Source organism: Enterobacter sp. HK-058-C-ECC, from assembly GCF_047531125.1.
In the GTDB taxonomy this organism is placed as follows: Bacteria; Pseudomonadota; Gammaproteobacteria; order Enterobacterales; family Enterobacteriaceae; genus Enterobacter; species Enterobacter quasiroggenkampii.
The window spans coordinates 660,619-678,355 of record NZ_JBLKCH010000002.1 but is presented as its reverse complement, the minus strand read 5'-3'; the positions used below and the strand labels follow the sequence as shown (position 1 = coordinate 678,355).

The 17,737-nt window shown below is 55.9% G+C and carries 16 protein-coding genes; 14 read left to right on the top strand and 2 right to left on the bottom strand.

Going from position 1 to position 17,737, the window contains the following annotated elements; all coding sequences use genetic code 11:
• The first annotated feature begins 113 nt into the window (after positions 1 to 113).
• Complete coding sequence (otsB, locus tag ACMWJS_RS07310) at positions 114 to 917, top strand: trehalose-phosphatase (protein ID WP_235403139.1); 804 nt, start codon at positions 114 to 116, stop codon at positions 915 to 917.
• The gene (gene otsA, locus ACMWJS_RS07305; protein ID WP_414746855.1) at positions 892 to 2,316 is read left to right on the top strand and encodes an alpha,alpha-trehalose-phosphate synthase; all 1,425 of its coding nucleotides are present in this window, start codon (positions 892 to 894) and stop codon (positions 2,314 to 2,316) included. Before otsB ends, otsA begins: the two co-directional genes overlap by 26 nt.
• A 15-nt stretch (positions 2,317 to 2,331) precedes the next feature.
• Here the strand turns inward: otsA and uspC are convergent, their stop codons facing one another.
• Positions 2,332 to 2,760, bottom strand: a complete 429-nt coding sequence (uspC, locus tag ACMWJS_RS07300) for a universal stress protein UspC (protein WP_045908186.1) — start codon at positions 2,758 to 2,760, stop codon at positions 2,332 to 2,334.
• Positions 2,761 to 3,555: 795 nt separating this feature from the next.
• Here uspC and flhD point away from each other — a divergent pair.
• From flhD to cheW, 6 genes are all read left to right on the top strand, one after another.
• Entirely contained in the window at positions 3,556 to 3,906 is a 351-nt protein-coding gene (gene flhD, locus ACMWJS_RS07295) for a flagellar transcriptional regulator FlhD (protein WP_008500415.1), read from the top strand.
• Between the two features lie 2 nt (positions 3,907 to 3,908).
• Positions 3,909 to 4,487 (top strand): flagellar transcriptional regulator FlhC, encoded by a 579-nt coding sequence (gene flhC, locus ACMWJS_RS07290; protein ID WP_008500416.1) that lies wholly within the window; start codon positions 3,909 to 3,911, stop codon positions 4,485 to 4,487.
• Positions 4,488 to 4,610: 123 nt separating this feature from the next.
• On the top strand, positions 4,611 to 5,498 hold the full coding sequence (gene motA / locus ACMWJS_RS07285) for a flagellar motor stator protein MotA (protein ID WP_008500417.1): 888 nt from the start codon (positions 4,611 to 4,613) through the stop codon (positions 5,496 to 5,498).
• Positions 5,495 to 6,424, top strand: a complete 930-nt coding sequence (gene motB, locus ACMWJS_RS07280; protein WP_032658606.1) for a flagellar motor protein MotB — start codon at positions 5,495 to 5,497, stop codon at positions 6,422 to 6,424. The genes motA and motB overlap by 4 nt, the downstream gene beginning before the upstream one ends.
• A gap of 4 nt (positions 6,425 to 6,428) precedes the next feature.
• Positions 6,429 to 8,465 carry a chemotaxis protein CheA gene (gene cheA / locus ACMWJS_RS07275; protein WP_196347190.1) on the top strand — a complete coding sequence of 679 codons (2,037 nt, stop codon included), beginning with the start codon at positions 6,429 to 6,431 and terminating at the stop codon, positions 8,463 to 8,465.
• Positions 8,466 to 8,484: 19 nt separating this feature from the next.
• Positions 8,485 to 8,988: a chemotaxis protein CheW gene (gene cheW, locus ACMWJS_RS07270; protein WP_008500420.1), complete on the top strand. Its 504-nt coding sequence runs from the start codon at positions 8,485 to 8,487 to the stop codon at positions 8,986 to 8,988.
• Between the two features lie 283 nt (positions 8,989 to 9,271).
• Here cheW and ACMWJS_RS07265 read toward each other — a convergent pair whose 3' ends face one another.
• Positions 9,272 to 10,537 carry a dicarboxylate/amino acid:cation symporter gene (locus ACMWJS_RS07265; protein ID WP_039266615.1) on the bottom strand — a complete coding sequence of 422 codons (1,266 nt, stop codon included), beginning with the start codon at positions 10,535 to 10,537 and terminating at the stop codon, positions 9,272 to 9,274.
• Positions 10,538 to 10,967: 430 nt separating this feature from the next.
• Here ACMWJS_RS07265 and ACMWJS_RS07260 point away from each other — a divergent pair, with 430 nt between their 5' ends.
• The 6 genes from ACMWJS_RS07260 to tar all read left to right on the top strand — a co-directional run.
• Positions 10,968 to 11,540, top strand: coding sequence for a spore coat U domain-containing protein (locus tag ACMWJS_RS07260; RefSeq protein ID WP_008500422.1), 573 nt, complete (start codon positions 10,968 to 10,970; stop codon positions 11,538 to 11,540).
• A 12-nt stretch (positions 11,541 to 11,552) separates the two neighbouring features.
• The gene (locus ACMWJS_RS07255; protein WP_414746854.1) at positions 11,553 to 12,101 is read left to right on the top strand and encodes a spore coat U domain-containing protein; all 549 of its coding nucleotides are present in this window, start codon (positions 11,553 to 11,555) and stop codon (positions 12,099 to 12,101) included.
• A 16-nt stretch (positions 12,102 to 12,117) separates the two neighbouring features.
• Positions 12,118 to 12,876 (top strand): molecular chaperone, encoded by a 759-nt coding sequence (locus ACMWJS_RS07250; protein WP_196347193.1) that lies wholly within the window; start codon positions 12,118 to 12,120, stop codon positions 12,874 to 12,876.
• Complete coding sequence (locus ACMWJS_RS07245) at positions 12,852 to 15,236, top strand: fimbria/pilus outer membrane usher protein (protein WP_414746853.1); 2,385 nt, start codon at positions 12,852 to 12,854, stop codon at positions 15,234 to 15,236. The genes ACMWJS_RS07250 and ACMWJS_RS07245 overlap by 25 nt, the downstream gene beginning before the upstream one ends.
• On the top strand, positions 15,233 to 16,195 hold the full coding sequence (locus ACMWJS_RS07240; RefSeq protein ID WP_045372554.1) for a spore coat protein U domain-containing protein: 963 nt from the start codon (positions 15,233 to 15,235) through the stop codon (positions 16,193 to 16,195). Before ACMWJS_RS07245 ends, ACMWJS_RS07240 begins: the two co-directional genes overlap by 4 nt.
• A gap of 84 nt (positions 16,196 to 16,279) precedes the next feature.
• Positions 16,280 to 17,737: methyl-accepting chemotaxis protein II (tar, locus tag ACMWJS_RS07235; RefSeq protein ID WP_414746852.1), on the top strand; the 1,458-nt coding region annotated here is incomplete at its 3' end.

Below are 17,737 nucleotides of genomic sequence, written 5' to 3'. Positions count from 1 at the left end.
GTTTTACTGGCGGGGCGGTTGTCAAATGGCGAGCGACGTCACACTGTCTATACTTACATGGCTATGAAAGAGGTAAAGGCGTTTGCCTCTCGTCAACCGTAAGGAGGAAAAGGGTGGCTGACTTGTTAACCGCACCGCCTGTACTGCCCGGACACTATGCTTTCTTTTTTGATCTCGACGGCACGCTCGCCGGGATAAAACCGCACCCCGATCAGGTGTCTATTCCGGAGGCGGTGTTACAGGATTTGCATCAGCTCTCGCTCATGAATGAGGGAGCACTGGCATTGATATCAGGGCGCTCAATGGCCGAGCTGGATCTGCTCGCCAGTCCATACCACTTTCCGCTGGCCGGTGTACACGGAGCGGAGCGCCGCGACATCCATGATCAAACGCATATCGTTTCACTCCCCGACGCACTCACGCAAACGCTCCAGAAGCGGCTCTCTGCTGCGCTGGCAGACCTGCCTGGCACCGAGTTGGAAGCCAAAGGCATGGCCTTTGCCCTGCATTATCGCCAGGCGCCGCAGCATGAAGCTGCCGTGCTTGCGCTTGCACAGACGGTTGCGGATGAACATCCACAGCTGGCGCTGCAGCCGGGCAAATGCGTGGTGGAGGTAAAGCCGAAGGGGATTAATAAAGGCGCAGCCATCGCCGCATTTATGGCGGAGGCACCTTTTAAGGGCCGGACGCCTGTTTTCTTTGGGGATGACCTGACCGACGAGGCCGGGTTCCGTGTGGTTAATCAGGCCGGAGGGATCGCCGTTAAGGTTGGGCCTGGTGACACTGTCGCCGAATGGCGGCTGGCGGATGTCGCCAGCGTCTGGCAGTGGGTATCTGATATCGCTAACCAGCAACAACAACAAATAGCGCAAAACAAAGGGGGAAACCATTATGGGTCGCTTAGTCGTCGTCTCTAACCGAATCGCACCACCTGATGATAAAAAAGCCAGTGCGGGTGGCCTGGCGGTAGGGGTGTTAGGTGCCTTGAAAGCCGCTGGCGGGCTGTGGTTTGGCTGGAGCGGAGAAATCAGTGAAGAAGAGAAACCGCTCAAAAAAGTGACGCGCGGGAACATCACGTGGGCGTCGTTTGCACTGAAAGAGAAAGACTACGACGAGTATTACTCGCAGTTCTCGAATGCCGTCCTGTGGCCGGCGTTTCACTATCGTCTTGACCTGGTCAAATTCCAGCGTGAATCCTTCGAAGGCTACGCGCGCGTGAATGCGCTGCTGGCGGATAAACTGCTGCCTTTAATAGAAGAAGACGATATTTTATGGATCCACGATTATCACCTGCTGCCGTTCGCCAGAGAGCTGCGAAAGAGGGGAGTGAATAACCGGATTGGCTTCTTCCTGCACATCCCGTTCCCGACGCCGGAAATTTTTACCGCGCTACCACCGCATGAAGAGCTGCTGGAGGCGTTGTGTGACTACGATTTGCTGGGCTTCCAGACGGAAAATGACCGACTGGCATTCCTTGACTCCGTGTCAGGGAAAGCGCGTCTGGTGACCAAAGGCGGGAAAACCCATACGGCGTGGGGAAAAACGTTCCACACCGAAGTGTATCCAATAGGGATTGAACCTGACGAAATCGCGGAGCAGGCCTCTGGCCCGCTGCCGCCAAAATTGGCGCAGCTTAAGAATGAACTCAAGCACGTGAAAAATATCTTCTCAGTCGAGCGTCTTGATTATTCCAAAGGGCTGCCGGAGCGCTTCCTGGCATATGAAACGCTGCTGGATAAATATCCGAAGCATCACGGTAAAATCCGTTATACCCAGATTGCGCCGACGTCGCGCGGTGAGGTTCAGGCCTATCAGGACATTCGCCATCAGCTGGAGACAGAAGCAGGGCGGATTAATGGCCGCTACGGGCAACTGGGCTGGACGCCGCTGTTTTATCTGAACCAGCACTTTGACCGTAAGATCCTGATGAAGGTCTTCCGCTACGCGGATGTCGGCCTGGTGACGCCGCTGCGCGACGGGATGAACCTGGTCGCGAAAGAATACGTGGCGGCGCAGGACCCTGCCGATCCGGGTGTGCTGGTGCTCTCCCAGTTTGCCGGGGCCGCAAATGAGCTCACCTCGGCGCTGATTGTGAACCCTTACGATCGCGATGACGTGGCTAACGCCCTGAACCGCGCGCTGACCATGCCGCTCACGGAGCGTATTTCCCGCCATGCTGAAATGATGGAGACGATCCGGAAAAACGATATTAACCACTGGCAGGCGCGTTTTATTCAGGATCTCCGCGATATCGCCCCACAAAGCCATGAAGGCGATTTACAAAAAAAGATCGCAACCTTCCCTAAACTTGCCTGATATTTCCCTGGGGGGTTAACGCCCCCCAAGCGGTACTAACAGCACATCAACCTGGCTTGACGCGACAATAGATTTCGCCGCGCAGGCTGCGCGCGATAAAAAGCTGTGGTTATGATTCCCGCATATCACTAAATCAATATTCTGTTTACGACACATATCGAGAATATGGGCATTAAGTTCTCCTGTCGCAATAACGGTCTCAAAGACGGGATAATCTGCCTTTTCTACCAGCTCGCGCAGGAATTGCTGCGTTTCCTCCTGAAGTACCTCACGAATATCCTCCAGCATAGGGGCAGCCAGCTGATTATACATCTCCGGTTCGGCCGCAAGCGTGATGAGGCTGATGCGGGCATTGTGGGGTCTGGCAATGGACACCGCCCGGGCGACGAGTTGATGGCTTTCTGGGGAAACAGCAACAGAAACAAGTAGATGGGAGTAACTCATGGCGCACTCCTTGGGTGTCTGACTGACAGCGTTTGATCACCTTTACCGCGAATTTCGGGGTTCTGCAAGGGCTGATTACGACATTAGTGTGAAGCTTATCATAATTATTCATTAATTATTCTTATAAGAAGAATAACTGAAAAATGGACCTAAATGAAAAAAATTAACAACTTAACGTAAATCACACAAATTTATGCCTTGACTGTTGAATCGTTTTTACGCGTTACAAAATCATTTCGAATGATCACGGACTGAAACATCTTTTTTAGGCTCCCTGCATAACTCTATGTTTTTTCACAGTAAGAAAAATGTTTCCCGAAGGGGTGTTTGATGTAAATGTTTCCGCGCCACGCTCCCCGATGGAAAAGCACATTGCATGCCAGTTCTGATCCCCCTTCTGCATGAGTATTCGTCAATTAAGAATACAAAACAGTGCTGATTGGTCAATAAGTGAACAAATTACAAGTCATACTGATGGATTTATGGGTCATATTCACTTAAATTGTGTGATGTGGATCACATTTTTTTTAAATTTGAGGATGGCTGGATTGTATGTGTCAAAACTGACGAGTAGAGTTTGCGTCGAATTAGGAAAAATCTTAGTTATTTGTAAGAAATGATAAAACATGTAAGAGACGCATTCGCGTTTTCTCTCTTACGCGTTTCGATGAATACAAACCTAAATTCAACTATGCATTTAGCCTTTTCTTTTTTATACCGGGTGATTTCCCGGCGACATCACGGGGTGCGGTCTTTCCGCATAAAAATAATAGTTGGTTATTCGGGATGGGAACAATGCATACATCCGAGTTGCTAAAACATATCTATGACATCAATTTGTCGTATTTACTGCTCGCGCAGCGTTTGATTAGTCAGGACAAGGCGTCCGCGATGTTTCGTCTGGGTATTAACGAAGAAATGGCAACCATGCTGGGCGGCTTAACCCTCCCGCAGATGGTTAAACTGGCTGAAACGAATCAACTGGTTTGCCAGTTCCGTTTCGATGATTCACAGACAATAACGCGTCTGACGCAGGAGTCCCGTGTAGACGATCTTCAACAGATCCATACCGGTATTCTTCTTTCCACTCGCTTGCTTAACGAAATCAGCCAGCCTGATGACGTAGCCCGTAAGAAAAGGGCCTAGCAATGAGCGAGAAAAGCATTGTTCAGGAAGCGCGTGACATACAGTTAGCCATGGAGCTGATTACACTGGGTGCTCGTTTACAAATGCTGGAAAGCGAGACGCAGTTGAGCCGTGGCCGTCTGATCAAACTGTACAAAGAGTTACGTGGTAGTCCCCCGCCGAAAGGCATGCTGCCGTTTTCTACCGACTGGTTTATGACGTGGGAGCAGAATATTCACGCTTCCATGTTCTGTAATGCCTGGCAGTATCTTCTCAAAACCGGTTTGTGTAGCGGCGTTGACGCCGTGATCAAAGCCTACAAACTTTACCTTGAACAATGCCCACAGCAGGAAGAAGGTCCTCTGCTGGCGCTGACCCGCGCATGGACGCTGGTGCGTTTTGTTGAGAGCGGAATGCTTGAGCTGTCGCGCTGCAACTGCTGCAACGGCAATTTTATTACCCATGCTCATCAGCCTGCAGGCAGCTTCGCCTGTAGTTTATGTCAGCCTCCATCCCGCGCAGTAAAAAGACGTAAACTTTCCCGGGATGCTGCCGATATTATTCCACAACTGCTGGATGAACAGATCGAACAAGCTGTTTAACCCGAACGTGTGGGAAAGATTCCAGCAGCGGTAAGCGATTACCGCTGCTTTTTTTTACCCCGTAAACGGTCAACGCTGCGAGCTGGACGTCCTTGCCATAGTCACTAGCGGAAGGATGATGTCGTGCTTATCTTATTAGGTTACCTGGTAGTTCTCGGTACAGTTTTCGGCGGTTACATGATGACCGGCGGGCACCTTGGAGCACTCTATCAACCGGCTGAACTTATTATCATCGGCGGCGCAGGGGTAGGGGCTTTTATCGTTGGTAACAACGGTAAATCGATCAAGGGCACGCTGAAAGCAATTCCATTGCTGTTCCGTCGCTCGAAATACACCAAAAGCATGTATATGGATCTGCTGGCACTGCTCTATCGCCTGATGGCGAAGTCGCGTCAGCAGGGCATGTTCTCGCTCGAGCGGGATATTGAAAACCCGAAAGAGAGCGAAATTTTTGCCAGCTATCCGCGCATTCTTGCTGATGCCATGATGCTGGATTTCATCGTCGACTATCTGCGACTGATCATCAGCGGCAACATGAATACCTTCGAAATCGAAGCGCTGATGGATGAAGAAATTGAAACCCATGAAAGCGAATCTGAAGTACCGGCCAACAGCCTGGCGCTGGTCGGCGACTCGCTTCCGGCATTCGGTATCGTTGCCGCGGTCATGGGGGTGGTTCACGCGCTGGCCTCAGCAGACCGTCCGGCAGCGGAGCTCGGTGCGCTGATTGCCCATGCGATGGTGGGAACCTTCCTCGGTATTTTGCTGGCGTATGGCTTTATCTCTCCGCTGGCCAGCGTACTGCGCCAGAAGAGCGCGGAAACCACCAAAATGATGCAGTGCGTGAAGATTACGCTGCTCTCTAACCTCAACGGTTATGCGCCACCGATCGCGGTTGAGTTTGGCCGTAAAACGCTTTACTCCAGCGAGCGTCCGTCGTTTATCGAGCTTGAAGAACACGTGCGTGCGGTGAAAAACCCAAACCAACAGACGACAACTGAGGACGCATGAAAAACCAGTCCCATCCGATCGTCATCGTAAAAAAACGCAAGCACAAGGGCGGTGGGCATGGCGCGCACGGCTCGTGGAAAATCGCGTACGCCGATTTTATGACCGCAATGATGGCGTTCTTTCTGGTGATGTGGCTGATCTCCATCTCCAGCCCAAAAGAACTGATCCAGATTGCCGAGTATTTCCGCACGCCGCTGGCAACGGCGGTGGCTGGCGGACCGCGTATCTCTAACAGCGAAAGCCCGATCCCGGGCGGCGGCGATGATTACACCCAGCAGAAGGGTGAGGTGAAAAAAGAGCCGAACATCGACGAGCTGAAGAGAAAGATGGAACAGGCGCGCCTGAAGAAACTGCGTGGCGATCTCGACCAGCTGATTGAAGCGGATCCGAAGCTGCGCGCGCTGCGACCGCATCTGAAGATTGATCTGGTGCAGGAAGGGCTGCGTATCCAGATTATCGACAGTCAGAACCGCCCGATGTTTAAAACCGGGAGTGCGGAAGTTGAACCGTACATGCGCGATATTCTGCGCGCCATTGCACCGGTGCTGAACGGCATTCCTAACCGAATCAGCCTGTCAGGACACACGGACGATTTCCCGTACGCCAGTGGGGAGAAGGGATACAGCAACTGGGAACTTTCTGCCGATCGTGCCAACGCCTCGCGTCGCGAGCTGGTGGTAGGTGGGCTTGATGATGGCAAGGTACTGCGCGTAGTCGGCATGGCCGCAACCATGCGCGTTTCCGACCGCGGGCCGGATGATGCCATCAACCGTCGTATCAGTCTTTTAGTGCTGAACCAGCAGGCGGAGCAGGCCATCCTGCATGAAAACGCCGAAAGTCAGAATGAGTCACTGGACGATTTAAAACAGCCTGGGGCCGTTCCTTCGGCTGCCGTTCCAACATCGCCACCAGCCAATCCGAGGTGATAGCGTGAGCATGGATATTAGCGATTTTTACCAGACATTCTTTGATGAAGCCGACGAATTGTTGGCCGATATGGAGCAACACTTGCTCGATTTGGTGCCCGAAGCACCGGATTCCGAGCAGCTCAATGCCATCTTCCGTGCGGCGCATTCCATTAAAGGCGGAGCCGGAACGTTTGGATTTACCATCCTGCAGGAAACGACCCATTTAATGGAAAACCTGCTTGATGAAGCACGACGCGGTGAGATGCAGCTCAATACCGACATTATCAACCTGTTTTTGGAAACCAAAGATATTATGCAGGAACAGCTCGACGCCTATAAAAGTTCGGCAGAGCCTGATGCCGCCAGCTTTGAATACATCTGCAATGCGCTGCGTCAGCTCGCGCTGGAAGCAAAAGGTGAGGTTGCCGCAGCCGTGGTTCCTGCCGCAAAACTGAGCGTTGTGGACACGGTTGCCGCGCAGGCGTCTGCCCCTGCCGACGCACCGGCAGGCAAACTGCGCGTTGTGCTGTCTCGCCTGAAAGAGAATGAAGTTAACCTGCTGGAAGAAGAGCTGGGTAACCTGGCGAAATTAAGCAACGTGGTAAAAGGCAAAGACAGCCTGGCCGCGACGCTTGATGACGGTATTGGCCAGGACGATATCGTGGCGGTGCTGTGCTTTGTGATTGAAGCCGATCAAATCGCCTTCGAAACCGAAACTGTCGCAGTTGACGCCCCAGCGGCTGCGGAAGAGGTGGCTGTTGTCGCCCAGGCCGCCGCACCGGCTGTGGCCCCTGCGGCCCCGGCGCTGAAGGCGGTGCCAAAAGAAGCTGCTGCACCGGGCCGTGGTGAAAAACCTGCCGCGCGCTCCAGCGAGTCGACCAGCATCCGTGTTGCCGTTGAGAAGGTTGACCAGCTGATTAACCTGGTGGGCGAACTGGTGATCACCCAGTCGATGCTGGCGCAACGTTCAAACGAACTCGACCCGGTCACCCACGGGGATTTGATTACCAGCATGGGCCAGCTGCAGCGTAACGCCCGCGACCTGCAGGAATCGGTCATGTCCATCCGTATGATGCCGATGGAATATGTCTTCAGCCGCTTCCCGCGTCTGGTCCGCGATCTCGCCAGCAAGCTGAACAAGCAGATTGAACTGACCCTGATGGGCAGCTCAACCGAACTGGATAAGAGCCTGATCGAGCGCATCATTGACCCGTTAACGCACCTGGTGCGTAACAGCCTCGACCACGGTATCGAACTGCCGGAAAACCGCATTGCCGCCGGGAAATCGCCGGTCGGCAACCTGATTCTCTCTGCGGAGCACCAGGGCGGGAACATTTGTATCGAAGTGACCGATGACGGCGCAGGTCTGAACCGCGAGCGCATCCTGGCAAAAGCGATTTCGCAGGGGATGGCGGTCAATGAAAACATGACCGACGAAGAAGTGGGCATGCTGATCTTCGCGCCGGGCTTCTCTACCGCAGAGCAGGTGACCGACGTCTCCGGGCGCGGCGTGGGCATGGACGTGGTGAAACGTAACATCCAGGAGATGGGCGGCCACGTTGAAATCCAGTCTAAACAGGGTTCCGGCACCACCATTCGCATCCTGCTGCCGCTGACGCTGGCGATCCTCGACGGCATGTCCGTCAAGGTGGCGGACGAAGTCTTTATCCTGCCGCTGAACGCGGTGATGGAATCCCTGCAGCCGCGTGAGGAAGATCTGCATCCGCTGGCGGGCGGCGAGCGCGTGCTCGAGGTTCGCGGTGAGTACCTGCCGCTGGTGGAACTGTGGAAAGTGTTCGAAGTGGACGGGGCGAAGACCGAGGCCACGCAGGGTATCGTGGTGATCCTGCAAAGCGCGGGCCGCCGCTATGCGCTGCTGGTCGATCAGCTGATTGGCCAGCACCAGGTGGTGGTGAAGAACCTCGAAAGCAACTACCGCAAAGTGCCGGGTATTTCTGCCGCCACCATTCTGGGTGATGGTAGCGTGGCGCTGATCGTCGACGTGTCGGCGCTTCAGGGATTAAATCGTGAACAACGTGTGGCGTACACAGCCGCCTGATTAAGTAGAAGGTAATAACATGACCGGTATGAGTAATGTAACGAAACTGGCGGGCGAGCCATCAGGACAGGAATTTCTGGTATTCACTTTAGGCGATGAAGAGTACGGCATCGATATCCTGAAAGTGCAGGAAATCCGTGGTTACGACCAGGTTACCCGCATCGCTAACACGCCTGCGTTTATTAAAGGTGTCACCAACCTGCGTGGCGTCATTGTGCCCATCGTGGACCTGCGCGTGAAGTTCAGCCAGGGCGACGTTGATTACAACGACAACACCGTAGTGATCGTCCTGAACCTGGGGCAGCGCGTGGTAGGTATCGTGGTGGATGGCGTGTCTGACGTGCTTTCCCTGACCTCTGACCAGATTCGTCCTGCGCCGGAGTTTGCGGTCACGCTGTCGACCGAATACCTGACCGGTCTGGGCGCGCTCGGCGAGCGTATGCTGATTCTGGTGAACATTGAGAAGCTGCTGAACAGCGATGAGATGGCGCTGCTGGATATCGCGGCGAGTCACGTAGCCTAAAACAAAGCCGGGTGGCGCTGACGCTTACCCGGCCTACGCGTTCGAGCCATTTGTAGGCCGGGTAAGGCGAAGCCGTCACCCGGCTTTTTTACATCCTGCTCCATCAGCTCAGCTTTCGTGGCCACCCATACGTTAATGCTCGGGGTCGTCTTCACTGCAGGATATCGCGGCGAGTCACGTAGCCTAAAACAAAGCCGGGTGGCGCTGACGCTTACCCGGCCTACGTGTTCGAGCTATTTGTAGGCCGGGTAAGGCGAAGCCGCCACCCGGCTTTTTCATGCCATTACGCTTCCTGCTTTACCAGCTCAGCTTCAGCGTCCGCTTCCCGCGCACCTTCATTCTGCGACAGCATCGCGGTCGCAATCCCATTACCCAACACGTTAATCGCGGAACGGCCCATGTCCAGGAAGTGGTCGATCCCCATCAGCAGCAAAATACCGGCGACCGGGATGTTGAAGCTTGGGATCGTCGCGGCCAGCACCACCAGCGAGGAGCGCGGTACGCCCGCAATCCCTTTTGAGGCCAGCATCAGGGTCAGCATCAGCACCGTCACTTCAGAGAAGCTCAGGTGAATGTTGTACGCCTGAGCGATAAACATTGAGGCGAAAGAGCAGTACACCATCGACCCCACCAGGTTGAAGGAATAGCCAATCGGCAGAACGAAAGAGGCGATGTTGCGCGAGCAGCCAAAACGCTCCAGTTGCTCCAGCGTTTTAGGGTAGGCCGCTTCAGAACTGCTGGTGGTAAACGCCACCAGAACCGGATCTTTCAGCATGCTGACCAGGCGGAACACCTCTTTTTTCAGCACCATGTAACCCACGGCCAGCAGCACCATGCAGGTGAGAAGAATGGCAACATAGTAGCCGCCAATAAAGGAGGCATAGTTCAACAGAATGCCCAGACCCTGCGTGGCGATAACGGATGAGATTGCCGCGAAAATGGCCAGCGGCGCAACGTACATCACATAACCCGTGACCTTCAGCATGATATGGGAAACCACGTCCAGCGCAGCCACCAGTGGGGCATTGAATTTCTGCCCCAGCGACGCGCCGCCAATGCCGAAGAACATGGAGAACACCACAATCTGCAGGATCTCATTGTTCGACATCGCCCCCGCGATGCTGGTTGGAATGGTGTGTGACAGGAACGCTTTCAGCGTCATGCCCCCAACGGCCAGACCGGTATCCACCGCCTCGGTCGGGACGGTCAGGTTCAGCCCGCTTCCCGGATGCTCCAGCGTGACGATAAACAGGCCGACCAGAATAGAGAGCACGGATGAGCTGATAAACCATACCATCGCTTTGCCGCCCACGCGGCCAATGGTAGAGGTTTCGCCCAGCTTCATAATGCCGACGGTGAGCGTACTGAACACCAGGGGGGCAATGACCATTTTGATCAGTCGGAGGAAAATATCGGTCAGAAGGGTAATATTATCCGACCAGGCTTTGATGGCATCCGCAGATGCATATTCATGAATTGCTGCCCCTGAAAGAATACCCGCCAGCATGAATATCACGATGAAGAGTGTGAGTTTGTTTGCACTTGCCACGAAAAAAGACCCTCTATGCGCTTCAGATGTAGCCCGCGGCGATACATATAAATTTTTTATTACGACGCGGGAAATTATTCGGCACATAAATTGACGCAAAGCGTAGGGGGATACAACTCCTTTTTAAGTTTTATTAATTTTGTTGTTATTGTCATGACGATATATTGTGATCTGCATCACACTTTAATGGATATATTCTCAGAAAATAAATTAAAAAAGCGGAAAAAATGATTTTAACTACATGTTATTTGAGGAAATATGAAGTCAATAAGACAAAGTGCTTATGCGTTAAGGGGCAGGTGGTCGAAGCGATATCCGTAAACTAAATTCTCAATAACCCCCCTCAGAGGAACATTAAGCGGGGCTAACATCTTGAACGAAATAAATAAAATGTGGCAAGGGAACGGAGACGTCTTCTGGAGGGTGGTAAATGAAAAGAAAACTCCTTTTGATCTGCGCAGGCACCTTACTGACTGCGACAACGGTCCATCAGGCACTGGCCGTCACCAGTAGCGGCACCATCGGCGCGACGCTGACACTCACGAACGGCTGTCTGATAAACGGATCGCCCACGCAAAACGGCATTAACTTCGGGACACTGGATTTCGGCACCCATCCCGCAACGTTTTCCACTCTGACCACCCAGCTCACCGGCGCCAGCGGCGGAAACACCTTCACCATTCAATGTACGACCGCCAGCTATACGGTGGCGATCACCGGCAACACCAACTCCACCGCTCCCGGTACCGTTGTTGGCACCCCGGGAACACCTGCCCGCTATCTGGTTAACACCGCCAACGCGGCACAGGGCGTGGCGTACAGCCTGTACAGCGATAGCGGGTTTAACAGCGTGATTGCCAATAACACCGCGTTGCCGATCGCCTCTACGGCAGGAGGGGTGGACAGTTACACCCTCTACGGACGTATTACCGGCGGCGGTAACAGCGTGACGGTCGTACCCGGAACCTACACCGACACGATTAACGTCAGCGTCACCTATTAGTCCTGCACCGCCATGAAGGCAACTCTCACAGGTCTGCGCATATGCGCAGAGGGACACGTGCAGCCTTTTTTCGCGCTGATCGTCGGATTGCTGATGACGCACGCGGCGAATGCGGTGACATCACAGTCCTTTAAAGTCAGCGCGACCATCGTCCCGGGATGTGTGGTGACCACCGGCAGCGGAGGGCTTCTCGGGACGCTGGATTTTGGCACCCATAACGGCGTCGAGAGCGCACCGGTCAGCACCAGTTTTGTGCCAAACGGGGCCTTGTCTATCGCCTGCACGCCAGGCGTGGCGCTGAGCATGAGCATTAATGGCGGCCAGAATTATTCAACCGTTCGCCGCATGAAACGCTCGAACGGCGCCGACGTGGTGGGATATCGGCTTTACAGCAGCAGCTCGCTGGCCGCGAACAGCGAGATTGGCGTCAACCAGGCGATACCGGTGACCTATAGCAACAGCAATAACATCGCGCTGCCGCTTTTTGGCGTGGCGCTACTGACCGGATTTAGCCCGGCAGGAACGTATTCCGATCAGCTCACCGTGACCTTGTCATGGTAATAAAGGGAGAGTGTTGATGAAGCCAATTTTCAGACCTGTTTGTCTGGCGGGCGCGTTGGGAATGGCTGTGGCAACCGGTCAGGCGCAGGCGGCAGCCACCATTCTGCTCTGGCCGATCGACCCGTGGCTTGCGGCAGACGCCAACGCCACGGAACTGTGGATCCAGAACCAGGGAAACAGCGCCACAACGATGCAGGTGCGCATTGTGCGCTGGAAACAGGAGGACGGACACGAGCGCTACACCGCACAGCAGGATGTGGTCGCCAGCCCGCCCATCGTCACGATTGGCACAGGCAGCAAGCAGCTTATCCGCCTTATTAAGCAAGCTCCCGTTCCCGCAGGCATCGAACAAGCCTACCGCATTATCGTGGATGAAATTCCTCAGCCTGATGCCAAAGCAGAACCCACCATCGGCCTCAAATTGCAGATGCGTTACTCCATTCCGCTGTTTGTGTATGGTCAGGGGATCCCGACCATAAAAGAGGGGGCGCATCACGCGCTGGTGGAGACCCGGAACCTGAGCTGGCGGGTGACGCGAACGGATGGGCAGCCGGCACTGGAGGTCCGGAATCGGGGGGATGTCCATGTCAGGCTGAGCCAGGTGGCGCTGGAGCAGGGAGGACAGAAACGCACGGTTGCGGAGGGATTGCTGGGTTACGTACTTCCCGGCAGCACCCGTAGCTGGCCGGTACCCGCGGGCGTTCGTCAGCCGGAGCGGATGAGCGCGCAGATTAATGCCAGGGACGCACAATGGCAGTCGACGCCCGTCAACTGAAGCCGGCGATGATGATACTGCTTTGCGTCAGTTCCGCGACCTGGGCTGAGCCCGGCGATGACAGCCTGCCGCCGCCGCCCCAGGCACAGGCGATACATGATGAAGCGGTCTTCCAGCTTGCCCTCGTGCTTAACCACTACGACACCGGTCTGGTCGTGCCCGTGACGCAGCGTAAAGGCGCTTTCTTTATCTCCAGCGCCGACCTGCTGCGTGCGGGGTTGCCACCGGAGCATGTTCCTGCCGGAGAGGTAAATCTCTCTTCGCTTTCTCAGGTTCGGGTCGAGTACGACAGCGCCGCGCAGCGCCTGCTGCTGACTGTTCCCCGCGACTGGGTCGCGTCCCGCGTGACGCCGTTCAGCGCGCAAGCGACGCAGGCTAAACCGCACTTCGGGCGCGGCGCGCTGCTCAATTACGATCTTTACACCAACCACACGGAGCATATCGGCGGACAGGCGTCCCTCTGGCATGAGTTCCGCTACTTTAACGAGAACGGTTCGTTTTCCTCCACCGGCTATGCCCGGGAAAATTTCACCGGCAACGAGGGTCAGCAGGAGGGGTATGTCCGCTATGACACGACCCTGCTGTTCACCAATGAGGATGACGCGATGAGCTGGAGCGTCGGGGACGTGATCAGCGATGCCCTGAGCTGGAGTTCCAGCGTGCGGATGGGGGGGATCAGCGTCGGGCGGGATTTCTCCCTGCGCCCTGACCTGGTGACGTGGCCACTGCCCGAGTTCGCCGGGGAAGCGGCGGTACCCACCTCGGTCGATCTTTTTATCAACGGGTATCGCTCCGGCTCAACCCAGCTTCAGCCGGGTCCCTTCACCCTGACCAATCTGCCCTATATCAACGGCGCCGGGGATGCGGTGCTGGTCACGACGGATGCGCTGGGGCGCCAGGTCAGCACCACGCTGCCGTTTTACGTCACCAGCGACTTGCTTAAAAAAGGGCTGAGCGACGGCGCCGTGACGCTGGGCAGCCTGCGGCGTAATTACGGTATCAGGAATTTTGATTACGGCTCGGCGGCAGGCAGCGGCTCGTATCGCTACGGGGTGACGGACTGGCTGACCCTGGAAGGGCATGCGGAAGGGGCGCAGGAGCTGGCGCTGGGCGGGGCAGGGACGGTGATAAAACTCGGCCAGTTTGGCGTGGTGAATACCGCTTACTCGCAGAGCCGCATGCGCGGGGATGCGGGCGGGCAAATCAACTGGGGTTACCAGTACAGCACCAGCGAGTTCAGCGTCGCCACTCAGCATACGCGCCGTGACCGCGGTTTTGGCAATCTGGCCCTTTACGACCAGCCGACGGTGTATGACGAGAACAATAAACCCATCGCCAGCTTCAGCCGTAATACGGACCAGTATTCTCTGACCTTCAACCTGGGACAGTACGGCAACATCGGCGCGGCCTGGATCGGCGTGGAAAGTTTTGACAGTCAAAAAACCGAGCTGCTTAATCTCTCATGGAGCCGCAATTTGTGGGGCGCGAGCAGTATTTACCTCGCCGGGAGCCGGGACCAGCAGCGGGGAGACTGGACGGTCGCGCTGTCGCTGCAGGTGCCGCTGGGGGCACGCGACAGCGCCGCGTTCACCGTTGAAAACACCCCGGATGCCGGCAGTACCCAGCGCATCAACTATAACCACGCCATGCCGTCTGACGGCGGCTTTAGCTGGAACATGGCCTGGGCCAACCAGTCAAAATCCAGTGACTATCAGCAGGGCACGCTGGGCTGGCGTAATAACAATATTGAACTGCAGGGCGGCGGCTACGGTGAAAGGGACATGATGACCTGGTGGGGCGAGGCGATGGGCGCGATTGTTCTGATGGACGGCGAACTGTTTGCCGCGAATAAGATCAACGATGCGTTTGTCGTCATCAGTACCGACGGTCATCCGGACGTGCCCGTCAGCTATGAGAATCAGCCCGTCGGTAAAACGAATAACAACGGTTACCTGCTGGTCAGCGGTGTGTCGGCGTATTATCCGGCTAGCTACCGCATTGATACCCTGAACCTGCCGGCGGATACCCGTCTGAAAGAGACCGAGCGGCGGATCGCGATCCGGCGTCACAGCGGCTATCTGGTTGATTTCCCGATGGAGCAAGAGCGGGTGGCAAGCGTCATTCTGCACGATGTGCGCGGCCAGGCGCTGCCGGTGGGAAGCCAGGTCCGACGCGCTTCGCGCAGCAATGCGGTGGTGGGGTATGACGGCATCGCCTGGCTGGAGAATCTTAGCGATGTGAACCCGCTGGAGGTGATCGCGCCTGATGGAAAACGCTGCAGGGCTACCCTGACCGTGGGAGCCAACCCGGAGCACAAGCTGCAAACCTACGGTCCGCTGGTGTGCCGGGAGGCGCCATGAAGCGCCTGCTGCTGTTGATACTGCTGCTGTTTTCCGGCGGCGGCTGGGCGGCGTGTACCGTCAGTACGGTCAACGCCTCGTTTGGCAGCGTCACGTCGTTTGCGCTCAGCGGAACCGGGGAGGTGGAAACCACCGGCACGCTGGTGGTGGCGTGCGATGCCATACTGAATCTGTTGACCAGCGACTCGGTGACGCTGACCTATACCGCGGCATCGGTCTCGGGCAGCAGTCGGGCCACCATGAAACGCACGGACAATGCGGCCATCACGGACGTGATCCCCACCCGGCTGTGCGGACTCGCGGGCTGCGCGAGCAGCAGCGAGGTACAGATAAGTAAATCGTATACCTGGAGCGGGAATACCCTGCTGGGGTTGCTGGGGTCAAAGCAGTACAACATCCCGCTCTATTTCCGTACCGTCGCCGGACAGAACGTTTCTGCCGGGCCGTATCAGGTGCAGTTAACCTTCAGCGTTAACTACAGCGTCTGCTCCGTGGGCGCGCTCGGTATTTGCACAATCAATCAGACGGGCACGGCGACGACCACCATTCTCCTTAACCTGACCGTGACCAACGACTGCAGCGCCATGACCACGCCGGACGTCAACTTCAACAGCGCGCCGCTGGTGCAAAGTTTCCCTACCGTCTCGCAGGCGATTGCCGTCACCTGTACCAAAGGCAGTACGTATACCATCGGTATTAACAACGGTGCTAACGCGCTGAATAACGTGCGCCGGATGGTAAGCGGCAGTAACTACCTGAGTTATGACATCTATAAAGAAGCCACGGGTAACCGCTGGGGCGGCAGCGGCAGCGAACGCTGGACCAGCGCGACGTCGTCGCAGGTCAGTACCGACGGTCTCCTGCGTACCTACAACTACACCGCGAAAGTTCTGACCAATCAGGCCACGCCACCCGCCGGAACCTACACCGATACGCTGATTGTCGACGTGGCTTTCTAACCCCGCGCTTTTCCCTTTCGCAAATGTAAAGTTCCTGTTGGCTGTGCCGATAACACCGTTAATAAATCTATGAGAAGGTGTTGTATGTTGAACCGTATCCGCGTTGTCACAATGCTCATGATGGTGCTGGTTATTTTCGCACTACTTCAGCTTATCTCCGGCGGGCTTTTTTTCTCGTCATTAAAACAGAACCAGGACAGCTTTGCGGCCTCGAACGATCTCCGCCTGCAGCAGAGTGAGCTCACCTCAACGTGGGATCTGATGCTGCAAACGCGTATCAACCTGAGCCGTTCGTCCGCGCGCATGATGATGGATCCCAACAATCAGCAGAGCAGCGCGAAAACCGATCTGTTGAAAAATGCCCGTGCCACCCTCGCTGACGCCGCAAAACATTACGACGCCTTCAAAAAGATTACCCCGCAGCCTGCGATGGAGCAGGTGAGTCAGAACATTGACGAAAAATACAACGCCTACCATGCCGGTCTGGCAGAGCTGATTCAGTTCCTTGAGAGCGGCAACATGGACGCCTATTTCGCGCAGCCGACGCAGGGGATGCAAAACGCCCTCGGCGCGGCGCTGGGGGAGTACGCGAAGGTCAGTGGCGATCTTTATCACTCCGCGTTTGCTGAAAGCCAGAATGACTACCGCTTTGCGAAATGGCAGATGGCGGTGTTGGCGCTGGCGCTGGTCATTGTGCTGATCGCGGTCTGGTACGGCATTCGCCATATCCTGCTGAACCCTCTCGGTCGCGTCATTGCCCACATTCGTGACATTGCCGGCGGTGACCTGACCAAAACGCTGACCGTGTCCGGGCGCAATGAGATCACCGAGCTGGCAAACAGTGTTGACCATATGCAGCGTTCGCTTATCGATACCGTCGCCAACGTGCGTAGCGGCACGGATGCCATCTATACCGGCACCAGCGAAATTGCGATGGGCAATAACGACCTCTCTTCGCGCACCGAACAGCAGGCGTCCGCCCTGGAAGAGACGGCGGCCAGCATGGAGCAGCTCACCGCGACCGTGAAGCAGAACGCCGATAACGCCCGCCAGGCGTCTCAGCTGGCGGAAAGCGCCTCCGAGACGGCACAGCGTGGCGGCCGCGTGGTGGATGGCGTGGTGAAAACCATGCACGACATTGCCGAGAGCTCGAAGAAAATCGCCGACATCATCAGCGTCATCGACGGCATTGCCTTCCAGACCAACATTCTGGCGCTGAACGCCGCCGTGGAAGCGGCGCGTGCGGGCGAGCAGGGACGCGGGTTTGCCGTGGTGGCCGGGGAAGTGCGCAATCTGGCCAGCCGCAGCGCCAACGCGGCAAAAGAGATCAAGTCGCTGATTGAAGATTCCGTCTCCCGCGTGGACACCGGCTCCGTGCTGGTGGAAAGCGCCGGGGAGACCATGAATGACATCGTGAATGCTGTCACCCGCGTGACGGACATCATGGGTGAAATCGCCTCTGCGTCTGATGAGCAGAGTCGTGGTATCGACCAGGTTGCTCTGGCGGTATCGGAAATGGATCGCGTGACACAGCAAAACGCC

Excerpts from the sequence above, each read along its gene's own strand:
- flhD (WP_008500415.1), top strand. The coding sequence starts at position 3,556 with ATGCATACATCCGAGTTGCTAAAACATATCTATGACATCAATTTGTCG.
- ACMWJS_RS07245 (WP_414746853.1), top strand. The coding sequence starts at position 12,852 with ATGGCAGTCGACGCCCGTCAACTGAAGCCGGCGATGATGATACTGCTT.
- ACMWJS_RS07250 (WP_196347193.1), top strand. The coding sequence starts at position 12,118 with ATGAAGCCAATTTTCAGACCTGTTTGTCTGGCGGGCGCGTTGGGAATG.
- cheW (WP_008500420.1), top strand. The coding sequence starts at position 8,485 with ATGACCGGTATGAGTAATGTAACGAAACTGGCGGGCGAGCCATCAGGA.
- ACMWJS_RS07240 (WP_045372554.1), top strand. The coding sequence starts at position 15,233 with ATGAAGCGCCTGCTGCTGTTGATACTGCTGCTGTTTTCCGGCGGCGGC.
- ACMWJS_RS07255 (WP_414746854.1), top strand. The coding sequence starts at position 11,553 with ATGAAGGCAACTCTCACAGGTCTGCGCATATGCGCAGAGGGACACGTG.
- flhC (WP_008500416.1), top strand. The coding sequence starts at position 3,909 with ATGAGCGAGAAAAGCATTGTTCAGGAAGCGCGTGACATACAGTTAGCC.
- motB (WP_032658606.1), top strand. The coding sequence starts at position 5,495 with ATGAAAAACCAGTCCCATCCGATCGTCATCGTAAAAAAACGCAAGCAC.
- uspC (WP_045908186.1), bottom strand. The coding sequence starts at position 2,760 with ATGAGTTACTCCCATCTACTTGTTTCTGTTGCTGTTTCCCCAGAAAGC.
- otsA (WP_414746855.1), top strand. The coding sequence starts at position 892 with ATGGGTCGCTTAGTCGTCGTCTCTAACCGAATCGCACCACCTGATGAT.
- ACMWJS_RS07260 (WP_008500422.1), top strand. The coding sequence starts at position 10,968 with ATGAAAAGAAAACTCCTTTTGATCTGCGCAGGCACCTTACTGACTGCG.